The sequence below is a fragment of the Streptomyces sp. WG7 genome, from assembly GCF_049975785.1.
Taxonomy (GTDB): domain Bacteria; phylum Actinomycetota; class Actinomycetes; order Streptomycetales; family Streptomycetaceae; genus Streptomyces.
The window spans coordinates 438,818-449,937 of the sequence record NZ_JBNGGE010000001.1 but is presented as its reverse complement, the minus strand read 5'-3'; the positions used below and the strand labels follow the sequence as shown (position 1 = coordinate 449,937).

At 73.2% G+C, this 11,120-nt stretch carries 10 protein-coding genes; 3 read left to right on the top strand and 7 right to left on the bottom strand.

Annotated features, from left to right (window positions below; all coding sequences use genetic code 11):
- Positions 1-2: 2 nt before the first annotated feature.
- From ACP4J0_RS02040 to ACP4J0_RS02030, 3 genes are all read right to left on the bottom strand, one after another.
- Entirely contained in the window at positions 3-884 is an 882-nt protein-coding gene (locus ACP4J0_RS02040) for an aminoglycoside phosphotransferase family protein (RefSeq protein WP_426596844.1), read from the bottom strand.
- Between the two features lie 160 nt (positions 885-1,044).
- Positions 1,045-2,550: an MFS transporter gene (locus ACP4J0_RS02035; protein WP_426596843.1), complete on the bottom strand. Its 1,506-nt coding sequence runs from the start codon at positions 2,548-2,550 to the stop codon at positions 1,045-1,047.
- 183 nt (positions 2,551-2,733) lie between these two features.
- Entirely contained in the window at positions 2,734-3,912 is a 1,179-nt protein-coding gene (locus tag ACP4J0_RS02030) for an NAD(P)-binding protein (protein ID WP_426596842.1), read from the bottom strand.
- 152 nt (positions 3,913-4,064) lie between these two features.
- On the opposite strand from ACP4J0_RS02030, the gene ACP4J0_RS02025 reads away from it, so the two are divergent.
- On the top strand, positions 4,065-4,766 hold the full coding sequence (locus ACP4J0_RS02025; RefSeq protein ID WP_426596841.1) for a pentapeptide repeat-containing protein: 702 nt from the start codon (positions 4,065-4,067) through the stop codon (positions 4,764-4,766).
- Positions 4,767-5,045: 279 nt separating this feature from the next.
- Here ACP4J0_RS02025 and ACP4J0_RS02020 read toward each other — a convergent pair whose 3' ends face one another.
- Positions 5,046-5,546 (bottom strand): hypothetical protein, encoded by a 501-nt coding sequence (locus ACP4J0_RS02020; protein ID WP_426596840.1) that lies wholly within the window; start codon positions 5,544-5,546, stop codon positions 5,046-5,048.
- A 159-nt stretch (positions 5,547-5,705) separates the two neighbouring features.
- Here ACP4J0_RS02020 and ACP4J0_RS02015 point away from each other — a divergent pair, with 159 nt between their 5' ends.
- Positions 5,706-7,463 carry a protein kinase domain-containing protein gene (locus ACP4J0_RS02015; RefSeq protein WP_426596839.1) on the top strand — a complete coding sequence of 586 codons (1,758 nt, stop codon included), beginning with the start codon at positions 5,706-5,708 and terminating at the stop codon, positions 7,461-7,463.
- 40 nt (positions 7,464-7,503) lie between these two features.
- Here ACP4J0_RS02015 and ACP4J0_RS02010 read toward each other — a convergent pair whose 3' ends face one another.
- On the bottom strand, positions 7,504-8,907 hold the full coding sequence (locus tag ACP4J0_RS02010) for a M1 family metallopeptidase (RefSeq protein WP_426596838.1): 1,404 nt from the start codon (positions 8,905-8,907) through the stop codon (positions 7,504-7,506).
- 211 nt (positions 8,908-9,118) lie between these two features.
- On the bottom strand, positions 9,119-9,694 hold the full coding sequence (locus tag ACP4J0_RS02005; RefSeq protein WP_007450822.1) for a TerD family protein: 576 nt from the start codon (positions 9,692-9,694) through the stop codon (positions 9,119-9,121).
- 158 nt (positions 9,695-9,852) lie between these two features.
- On the opposite strand from ACP4J0_RS02005, the gene arfB reads away from it, so the two are divergent.
- On the top strand, positions 9,853-10,290 hold the full coding sequence (arfB, locus tag ACP4J0_RS02000; RefSeq protein ID WP_426520600.1) for an alternative ribosome rescue aminoacyl-tRNA hydrolase ArfB: 438 nt from the start codon (positions 9,853-9,855) through the stop codon (positions 10,288-10,290).
- 322 nt (positions 10,291-10,612) lie between these two features.
- Here arfB and ACP4J0_RS01995 read toward each other — a convergent pair whose 3' ends face one another.
- Positions 10,613-11,083, bottom strand: coding sequence for a GNAT family N-acetyltransferase (locus ACP4J0_RS01995; protein WP_426596837.1), 471 nt, complete (start codon positions 11,081-11,083; stop codon positions 10,613-10,615).
- Between the last annotated feature and the right edge of the window lie 37 nt (positions 11,084-11,120).

Genomic DNA, 11,120 nt, shown 5'->3' with positions numbered 1-11,120 from the left:
GCTCACGCCGTCCGCAGCAGCCGCCCGATCTCCAGCTGCTCGGGCTCCAGCGGGTCGCCGTCCTCGACGTTCCACAGGCAGTTCTGCAGGACGCGGCCGAGCGACCAGGCGCGGGCCCGCTCGCGGTCCAGGCCGAGGACGCCGGTCATGGCGTTGAAACGCCACCGGGTCTCTGCCGGGTCGTAGCGGTTGTCGAGAGCCGGCAGCAGGTCGAAACCGGGGTCGCCGGCCAGGGGCTTGGGGTCGATGGCGAGCCAGGGGGCGCGGTCCGCGGCGAGGACGTTGTCGTAGTGCATGTCCCAGTGCAGCAGCCGGTCGCCGGGCTCGTCGGCGACCTCGCGCACGGCGGCGGCGCAGTCGGCGACCAGGCGGCGGTCCCGCGGGTCCGCGATGCGCTCGAGGACCCGCGGCGTCCGCTCCAGCATGCCCCGCGCGATGTCGCCGAGGCGGCGCACGCCCGGCGGCGCGGGGACCCTGGTGAGGTGGGCGAGCAGCCGGGCGATGACGAGGACGGCCTCGCGGGAGTCCTCGACGTGGCTGAGCATGCGGGCCGCGTCCAGGCGCTCCAGGAGCATGGTGCCGGTGGCCGCGTCGTGGTCGAGCAGCCGTACCGCGCCGTCACCGTCCCACAGCCGCAGGGCGACGGGCTCGCCCTCGGTCTCGGCGTCGAGGATCTGGAGCTTCAGCACGGCCGGTGTGCCGTCGCGGCGTACGACGGGCAGTACGAGGGCCGCCCAGCCGTGCATGGCGGGACCGTCGAGACGCAGCTCCCAGCGGTCCAGGAAGCCGGCCGCCAGCGCGGGCAGCGCGTCGATGAAGGCGCGGCCCGCCTCTCCGTTGTACTTCGCCTGCGAGGCGGCGAGCGCGTCCGGAACGTCGATCATGTCGGCCGACGCTACCTGGGGCACGGCGGAGAGGGCACGCGGATATCGAGCCTTTGCGGCCTCGGCGGTAACGGCGTGCCCGGTGGCCTAGGCGGTACCCACGACTCCCGCGTGGGCCTCCCGCGCGGGCCCCGCACAGGTCTTGCGAGGTGCGGGCCCCTCAGGCCACCGGCTCCGGCACCGGCCGGTCGTCGGCGGGGGCGTCGTGTTCCGGGGCCTTGGCCGTCACCATCAGGCCCGCGACGAGGCTCGCCAGCAGCATGACGCCGGCGGCCAGCCAGATGGCGACCGTGTAACCGTGCACGATGCCCTCCCGGACGACCGACTCCCGCCGCGACGGGTCAGTGAGGTGGGAGGCGACGTAGGACGCGCCGGCGCTGGTGGCGACGGTGTTGAGCAGCGCCGTGCCGATCGAGCCGCCCACCTGCTGCGCGGTGTTGACCGTCGCCGAGGTCACGCCGGAGTCCCGCGGGGCGACCCCGGCGGTGGCGGTGGAGAAGACCGGCATGAAGGTCAGGCCCATGCCGAGGCCCATCAGGATCAGCGCGGGCAGGAGGTCGGAGACGTACTCCGAGTCCACGGTCATCCGGGTGAGGACCACCATGCCGCCGGAGGCGAGCAGCATGCCGGGGACCATCAGCATGCGCGGGCCCACGCGGCGCAGCAGCCGGGCCGAGACCTGGGTGGAGCCGATGACGATCGTGGCGGTCATCGGCAGGAACGCCAGGCCGGTCCGCACGGGGGAGTAGCCGAGGACGGTCTGGAGGTAGTAGGTCATGAACAGGAACATCCCGAACATGCCGATGACGGCCAGCATCATCGTCAGGAAGCAGCCGGCGCGGTTGCGGTCGCGGATGACGTGCAGCGGCAGCAGGGGGCTCGGGGCACGGGTCTGCCACCACACGAAGACCGCGAGGAGTACGACGCCCGCGGCGAGCAGCGCCGGTACCAGCGGGTCGGTCCAGCCGCGCGGCTGCGCCTCGCTGAAGCCGTACACGAGGGCGCCCAGGCCGCCGCAGCCGAGGACCGCGCCGGGGACGTCGAGGCGGGCGCCGGTGTGGCCGGGCCGGTCGCGGAGCAGGACCAGGGCGCCGATCACGGCGACGACGGCGATGGGGGTGTTGACGTACAGGCACCAGCGCCAGTTCAGGTACTCGGTGAGCACGCCGCCGACGATGAAACCGACGGCGGCGCCGCTGCCGGCCAGCGTGCCGTAGATGCCGAAGGCCTTCCCGCGTTCCTTCGGGTCGGTGAAGGCGGTCGCCAGCAGGGACAGCGCGGACGGCGCGAGGACGGCGGCGAACACGCCTTGGAGGGCGCGGGCGCCGAAGAGCATCGCCGGGGTGGTGGCGGCACCGCCGATCGCGGAGACGGCGGCGAAGCCGACCAGCCCGACGACGAAGGTGCGTCTGCGTCCGACCAGGTCCGCGACCCGGCCGCCGAGCAGCAGCAGCCCGCCGAACGCGAGGGTGTAGGCGGTGATCACCCACTGGCGGTTGGCGTCGGACATGCCCAGGTCGCGCTGCGCGGAGGGCAGCGCGAGGTTCACGATGGTCGCGTCGAGTACGACCATCAGCTGGGCCAGGGCGATCACCACCAGCGCCCACCAACGGCGGGGGTCGGCCTCCGCGGGCGCGGCCGGCCCACCTGTCCAGGTGCCACTCATCTGGCCAGAAGAACATGAATCGGGACGTACCGCATCCCGTTCCGTGAGCTGCCGTCACTCGCTGTCACGCCGCCGCCCGGACGGGCACGGATCCGGGCCGGCCGCCGGGGGGCGTTTCCGTCTCGCGAGGAACCCCGCGGCTTCAGCCCCGTGGTTCAGCCCGTGAACTTCAGCCCCTGGCCTTCAGCCCCTGGCCTTCAGCCCCGGGCCGTCGACGTCGAGCTCCCGCCGTCCGAGGGCCAGGGACACCGCCGTCAGGGCGCTGTTGAAGGAGACCTCCGACAGCAGGCCCGGCGCGGCGACCTGGTCACCGGCGAGGTAGACGCCGTCGCCGCGGTCGACGGCGGGCCGGTCGCGCCACGTGGTGCCGGGCAGGTCCACGGCTCCGGTACGGCCGTTCGCGACCGCCTCGCGCCGCCAGGTGACGCGCTCGCGCCAGCCGGGGAATCCGAGATCGAGCAGCTGCTCGGCACGGGCGGTGCCGTCGGCCCTCGACTCGTCGGGCGCGATGGGGATCTGCCCCTGGATCAGCTGCTCGCCCGCCGGTGCCAGGGTGCGGTCCTGCGCCGTGAACCGCTCGAGCCAGCCCGGCGCGTCCAGGTCGGAGACCGCGAAGGCGTCACCGCGCCGGGTCCGTACGGCCAGGTCGACCAGGGTGGTGCGCCCGCTCGGCCAGGTCAGCGCGGGGTCGCCCAGCAGGCGGCGGGCGGCGTCCAGGGAGGTGGCGACGACGACCGGCGTGTCGGTCGGGACGGTGTCGACGCGGGAGAGCGTCTCCACCCGGACGCCGAGGTTCCAGGCCAGGGCGGCCATCCGGTCGACGACCTCGGACCAGCCGCCGCGCGGGTAGTGCGCCTCGGGCGGCAGCTTGGCGGCCCGGCGCAGGCGTTCCTGCACGAAGGCGGCGGACAGCGAGCCGGGGTTGTGGTGGAAGAGGGCGACGGCGCAGTAGTGGGCGGCGGCCCGGGCACCCTCCTCGCCCGCGATGCCGGCCGCCCAGGTCAGGAAGTCGGTGTCGACGGGTGCCGGCCCGACGCCCCGGCGCAGCAACTTGAGCATGGCGAGAGGCGGGGTGCGGCGCAGCACGCCCTTGTGGCGCAGCCGCAGCCGGGCCGCCTCCAGGGGCGGGAGCGGCGCGAGCGGACCGATCAGGTCGCGCTGTCGCAGCCATGCCCAGTGCGGGCCGCCGTTGTAGAGGGCGTGCGGGCCGTCGTTGGTCCGGTAGGGCCCGTCGGTGGTCCGGGCCCGTCCGCCGAGTGTGTGGTGGGCCTCGTGCACGGTGACCTCGGCGCCCGCCTCGGCGGCGGTGATGGCCGCGGTGAGTCCGGCGAAACCGCCGCCGATGACGGTGATGCGTTGCATGGCTGGGTTCTCCCTCGGGTCGCAGTCGCCTGGCTGATGCCTGTCTGCGAGTACGACGCCCGGCGCGGCGCCGAATGTGACATGAAGGCGGGAGGGACGGTGTTCGTGCAGGTCAGCACCGGTTGTCAGGGGTGGGGTGCAGCATGGGGGGCATGGTGAGGAGAGCGGTGGGTGGCGGCGGCGGTACGGGCGCGACGGGGGTGCGGGCGGCGCGGCGCCCGGAGCTGCGGCTGCCGCCGCTGGCGCCGTACGACGGAGACGAGCTGGAGCCGGACGGGGACTACGACGCGCTGGAGTTCCGGGAGACGAACCTCGCCGGGCAGGACGGCGCGGGCGCCCGCTTCATGGACTGCGCGCTGACGGGGTGCGCGCTGGACGAGGCCACGCTGACCCGGGCCCGGCTGCTCGACTCGGTCCTCACGGGCGTCCGGGGCGTCGGTACGCAGCTCGCCGAGGCGACCCTGCGCGACGTCGAGCTGGTCGACGCCCGTCTGGGCGGCACCCAGCTGCACGGTGCCGTCCTGGAGCGGGTGCTGGTCCGCGGCGGCAAGATCGACTACCTGAATCTGCGCCGGGCCCGGCTCAAGGACGTCGTCTTCGAGAGCTGCGTCCTGGTCGAACCGGACTTCGGGGGCGCCCGCCTGGAGCGGGTCGAGTTCGTGGACTGTGCCCTGAAGGGGGCGGACTTCAGCGCGGCGGCCCTCACGGACGTCGATCTGCGCGGCGCCGCACCGCTGGAGCTGGCCCGGGGCGTGGACCGCCTGTCGGGCGCGGTGATCAGCCCGGCCCAGCTGCTGGACCTGGCACCGGTGCTGGCGGCGGAGCTGGGGCTGCGGGTGCTGGCGCCCGGGTAGACGGCGGGAGCCGGGGGTGCGGTGCCGGCGCCCGGTGCTGGCGGCGGAGCTGGGGCTGCGGGTGCCGGCGCCCGGGCAGACGGCGGAGCGGGGGCCGCGGGGTACTGGCGCCGGGGTAGGGGTGGTGGACCGCGGGCCCGTGGATCGAGGGTCTGTGGACCGAGGGCCCGTGGATCGAGGGCCCGTGCATCGTGGGCCTGTGGACCGAGGGCCCGTTGCATCGTGGGCCTGTGGCCTGTGGCCTGTGGCCTGTGGGCGGCGGCCCGTGGGCCGTGGCGGTCAGGAGACCCGTGGGAAGCGGGCCTGGAGGGTCCAGATCGCCGGGTTGTCCGCCAGGTCGTCGTGCATGTCGGTGAGGTCGGCGATCAGGTCGTGCAGGAAGTCCCGGGCCTCCCGGCGCAGTTCGGCGTGGGAGAAGGAGAGCGGAGGCTCGGTCGCCGGCAGCCACTCCGCCTCGATGTCGACCCAGCCGAAGCGGCGCTCGAAGAGCAGGCGGTCGGTGGACTCGGTGAAGTCCAGCTCCGCCCGCTGCGGCCGGGCGGCCCTGGAGCCCGCCGGGTCCCGGTCGACGCGCTCCACGATGTCGCACAGCGCCCAGGCGAAGTCGAGCACCGGCACCCATCCCCAGGCCGTGGAGAACTCCCGGTCCGCCTTGGTGTCGGCGAGATACACGTCCCCGCAGAACAGGTCGTGCCGCAGCGCGTGGACGTCCGCACGGCGGTAGTCCGTCTGCGGGGGGTCGGGGAAGCGGGTGGAGAGGGCGTAGCCGATGTCGAGCACGCAGGTGATGGTGTCATGGCCGGGGAACCGGCTGCGGCATGCCGTTCGTGAGTCATGGTGGTGGGCGGCGCAACTGGCTTTGGAGCACCGGGTTTTCACACACATACCTCGTGTCTCTATCCTCAGGCGCACGGTGTCGCCAGGAACGAGGGAGCACGAATGAACGGGTTGGAGCCGGGCGATCCCGAATGGATCGGTACGTACCGACTGCTCGGCAGGCTCGGCGAGGGCGGCATGGGACGGGTGTACCTGGCGCGTTCCGACCGGGGCCGGACGGTGGCCGTCAAGACCGTCCGCGAGGAACTGGCCCGCCAGCCCGACTTCCGGCGGCGCTTCGCGCAGGAGGTGAGGGCGGCCCAGCGCGTCGGCGGCGAGTGGACCGCGCCCGTGCTGGACGCCGACACCCAGGCGCCGACCCCCTGGGTCGCCACCGGCTACGTCGCCGGCCCGTCGCTCGCCGAGGTCGTGGACCAGCAGTACGGGCCGCTGCCCCCTTCCTCCCTGCGGGTGCTGGCGGTGGGCCTGGTGCGGGCGCTGCAGACCATCCACGGCGCCGGTCTCGTGCACCGCGACCTCAAACCCTCCAACATCCTGGTGACCATCGACGGCCCCCGCGTCATCGACTTCGGCATCGCCCGCGCGCTGGACGTGTCCACGCAGTCCGCGGACGGGTTCACCCGGACGGGGGCCGTCGTGGGCTCCCCGGGGTTCATGTCCCCCGAGCAGGTGCGCGGGGAGAAGGTGTCGTACGCCAGCGACATCTTCTGCCTCGGCGCGGTGCTGGCCTACGCCGCGATGGGCCGGATGCCCTTCGGCACCGCCGAGGGCGGGATGCACTCGCTGCTCTTCCGCATCGCGACCGAGGAGGCGGACCTGTCCGGTACGCCCGAGGCGTGGCACGGCCTGATCGCCGCCTGCCTGGTGAAGGACCCTGACAAACGTCCCACGCCGGACGAGCTGCTGACGTCGATCGAGGACATGGAGGGCGCGGACGCCGCGCCGGGCGGTGCGTGGCTGCCCGGCGAGGTACTGGCGGAGCTGGGCCGGCACGCCGTGCAACTCCTGGACAGCGAGGACCCGGAGAAGCGTCTGCCGGTCGGGGCGCCGGTCGCGGGCTTCGGCCCGCCACCCACCGCGTACGGCCTGTCGACGCCCCCGGGCCCGGTCCCCACGCCGTTCGGTGCCCGGCCGGGCCCCCAGCAGGCTCCGGTGTACTCCACTCCCGCCCCCGTGCCGGCCTCCGCCCCCACCTCGGTCTCTCCCACCCCGTTCGCCCGGCGGCCCGTGCGCCCGCTCCGGGGCCTGGCCATGGTCCTGAACGCCTTCCTCGGCGTGTTCGCCCTGCTGCTGATGGCCCGCGGCGCCGTCCTCGGGGGGGTGTTCACCCAACTCGGCCGTCACGACGCCCAGGAGTCCCCGCACGTCATCGAGGGCTTCGACGACTGGGCGCTCGCGAGCGACCTGATCGACAGCCTGAGCGCGCTGGCGATCCTGGGGGTGGCGGGCGTGTGGGTGTGCTGGTTCCGCCACGTGTGGCTGAACGCCGACGCACTCGCGCCGGGCCGCATCCGCTACAGCCCCGGTCTGGCGGCGGGCGGCTGGTTCATCCCCGTCGTCAACTTCTACCTTCCCAAGCAGATCGCCAACGACATCTGGACGGCGACGACCGGCCGTCCGAAGGGCGCCGGGCGGTGGCTGCTGCACACCTGGTGGTGGTTCTGGCTCGCTCACTTCACGATGTTCGCGAACGACTCCTTCAGGGCCTGGAACGAGAACGACCTCGTGGAGGGCGCCAGGGAGTCCATCCTCAACTCGCAGTCCGCCAACGGTGTCGGCGTCGTGAGCGCCGTGCTGGCGATGGCCCTGGTCACCCGGCTCACGTCCCTCCAGCGGAACCGCGCCGCGCAGACCGCCTGAGCGGCTGGGGGAGACGACCGCGGAAGGGCTGAACACGGTCTCACGGCCTCTCCGGCCTGCCGTCTCCGTACAGCCAGTCGTCCCAGATCCCCGAGAAGTCCTCGTCCGGCGCCGACTTCTCCACGTACGCCGTGAAGTCCCCGGTGTCCGCGTTGCCGTGGCGGTGGGTGGCGGCCCAGCCCCGCAGGAGGGCCAGGAAGGCGTCGTCGCCCACCGTCCGGCGGATCTTGTGCAGGACCATCGCGCCGCGCTGGTACACGGGGCTCGCGGAGATGTGCTCCGCGCCGGGCGGGTCCGCGGGCGGGAACGCCCAGATCGAGTCGTTCGCGTCCTCGTCGGGGTAGTAGGTCCCGTCGTAGAGGGCGTCGAAGGTCTCCTGCGCGGTGTCCCCGCCCTCGTCCTCCTCCCACAGCCACTCGGCGTAGGTGGCGAAGCCCTCGTTGAGCCACATGTCGCGCCAGGTCTTCGGGCTGACCGAGTTCCCGTACCACTGGTGGGCGAGTTCGTGGACGAGCAGGACGGTGTCGGGGGCGCCGGGGAAGTAGGGCCGGTTCTGGGTCTCCAGGGCGTAGCCGGCGTCCTCGACGCGGTCGACGATCGCGCCGGTGGAGGAGAAGGGGTACGGGCCGAAGTTCTCCTGGGCCCATGCCATGACCTCGGGAATCCGCCCCAGGACCGCCCGGCTCGCGTCGGCCTGCTCCGGGTCGACGGCCGTGTACACCGCCAGACCGTCGTCGGTGGTGGACCGGTCGGTCTCCCAGTCCCCGACGGCGACCGTGACGACGTGGCTCGACATCGGCTCGGCGGTGCGCCAGGTGAACGTCGTGCGGCCGTCGCGGGTGGTCTCGCCCGTCAACTCGCCGTTGGAAACGGCCCCGAGCCCCTTCGGCACGGTCACCGCGAGGTCGTACGTGGCCTTGTCGGAGGGGTGGTGGTTGCCGGGGAACCAGGCCATCGAGCCCGTCGGCTCGCCCAGCCCGACCGCGCCGTCGGCGGTGGGCAGCCAGCCCTCCTCGGAGCCGTCGGGGTCGGTCACCGTCACCGGGTCGCCGGAGTAGCGGACGGTCACGCGGAACGTCTCCCCGTCGTCCAGCTCGTCCGCCGGGCGGACGGTCAGCTCCTGGCCGGCCCGGTTGAAGCGCGCCTCCCGGCCCTCGACGGTGACCTCCTCGACGTCCAGGCCCTTGAGGTCGAGGTTGAAGGCGGACAGCTCCTGGGTGGCGCGGGCGGTGACCGTCGTGGTCCCGGTGAGGTGCTCGGCGTCGGGGTCGTAGGCCAGGGTCAGGTCGTAGTGGCTGACGTCGTAGCCGCCGTTGCCTGCCTTCGGGAAGTACGGGTCGCGCACGCCCGAGCCGCCGGGAGTGCCGTCGACTCCGCCGCCGCCGCTGCACGCCGCGAGGAGGGTGACGGTGGCGGCGGCAACGAGCAGACGGGGGGTGCGCACGTCGTGATCCTATGAGGCGTTTCACGTGAAACGCCCGTTGGGATGCCCCGTTGGAACGCCCGTTGGGATGCCCCGTTGGAACGCCTTGGGACGCCTGTGGGGACGCTTGGTGGGACCGCCTGTGGGGACCGGCTGTCGGGGCCGCAGACATGCGTGAGGCCCCGGCGGTGCCGGGGCCTCACGTCGGCGGTTCGCTGTCGCGGACCGACCGTCAGACGTTCACGCCGAAGTCCTGGGCGATGCCCACCAGGCCGGAGGCGTAGCCCTGGCCGACGGCGCGGAACTTCCACTCGGCGCCGTTGCGGTACAGCTCGCCGAAGACCATCGCGGTCTCGGTGGCCGCGTCCTCGGACAGGTCGTAGCGGGCGATCTCGGCGCCGCCGGCCTGGTTGAGGATGCGGATGTAGGCGTTGCGCACCTGGCCGAAGTTCTGCGAACGGTTCTCGGCGTCGTAGATCGAGACCGGGAAGACGATCTTCTCGATGTCGGCCGGCAGGCCGGCCAGGTTGACGTTGATCGCCTCGTCGTCGCCGGCGCCCTCGCCGGTGCGGTTGTCACCGGTGTGGACGATCGTGTTGTCCGGCGTCTGCTTGTTGTTGAAGAAGACGAAGTGGGCGTCGGAGTAGACCTTGCCCTGCGTGTTGACCGCGATCGCGGAGGCGTCGAGGTCGAAGTCGGTGCCGGTGGTGGTACGGACGTCCCAGCCGAGGCCCACGGTGACTTCGGTCAGGCCCGGAGCCTCCTTGGTGAGCGAGACGTTGCCACCCTTGGACAGGCTTACAGCCATTGTTGGGAGTCCCTTCCTTCGTTTACTTACGGCAAGAAAGCTACAGCTATCCCCATGAACGACGAGAGGGGTCCACAAGGTTCCTGCTCTCTTTACTTTCTTTACCGAGGCCGGGGCCGAGGATATTGGGGTGACGCGGGCCGCCCGGGGACGGGAACATGGACGGCATGTCCGGTCCCCATGTCATCCGCGGCTCCGTCTCCCTGCCCGAGGCCGAGCTCGTCTGGCGTTTCTCGCGCTCCTCGGGGCCCGGTGGGCAGCACGTCAACACCACGGACACGGCGGTGGAGCTCCGCTTCGACCTGGCGAGGACCGAGTCCCTGCCCGAGGTGTGGAAGCGGCGGGCGCTGGAGCGGCTGGCCGGGCGCCTGGCCGACGGGGTCGTCACCGTCCGCGCCTCCGAGCACCGCTCGCAGTGGCGCAACCGCGAGACCGCCGCGGTGCGCCTCGCGGCGCTGCTCGCCGAGGCCACCGCGCCCCCGCCCAGGCCCCGCAGGCCCACCCGCATACCGCGCGGCATCAACGAACGCCGGCTGCGGGAGAAGAAGCAGCGCTCGGAGACCAAGCGGGGCCGCTCCCCGAAGAACTGGGACTAGCCGGAGGACCGGGAGCCGGCTCGAAGAGCCGGAACCGGCCCGAGGCGCCGGGCCCGAGGCGCCGGGCCCGAGGCGCCGGGCCCGAAGAGCCGGGGCCGAGGCGCCGGGTCCGGCCCGAAGGGACCCGACCGGCCTGAAGAGCCCCGACCGGCCCGAGGAGCCGGGGCCGACCCGAGACGCCGGGACCGGCCTGAAGAGCCCCGACCGGCCCGAGGAGCCGGGGCCGACCCGAGACGCCGGGACCGGCCTGAGACGCCGGGACCGGCCCGAAGAGCCGGGGCCAGTCCGAAGAGCCAGGCCCGGCCCGAGGTGCCGGGACCGGTCAGTCCACCTCCAGCACGCCCACCGTCTGGCCCTCGCTCGTCTCCCCGTCGGGACGGAAGCCCAGGCCCAGGTAGAAGCCCCCGGGGCCGTCCGGGCCCGGATGCCACGTCACCCAGCACTCCTTGCCGCCGCGCCGGCGGACCTCCCGCGCCACCGACTCCACGGCGAAGCGGCCGTAGCCCCGGCCCTGCTCGCCGGCCGCGATGTTCAGCCGCCACAGCCCGGAACGCAGCACGCTGCCGTCCTCGTACCAGTCGATGTCGAAGAAGGCCATGAGGAAGCCGACGGGGCGGTCGCCGTCGACGATCAGGCGGGGCCAGGCCACCCCCGGGTGGAGGTAGGCCTCGGCGAGGGACGTCACCACCGGTTCGACGGCGGCCTCCTGGTCGGGGCGGACCCGGATGCCGACCGCGGCTTCGAAGTTCGCGCGAGTGATCTCTTCGAGGCGGAGCGTGGTGCTGGGCGTCATGCCCGCACCCTAGGCACGCGGTGTGAGGGCGGGCGAG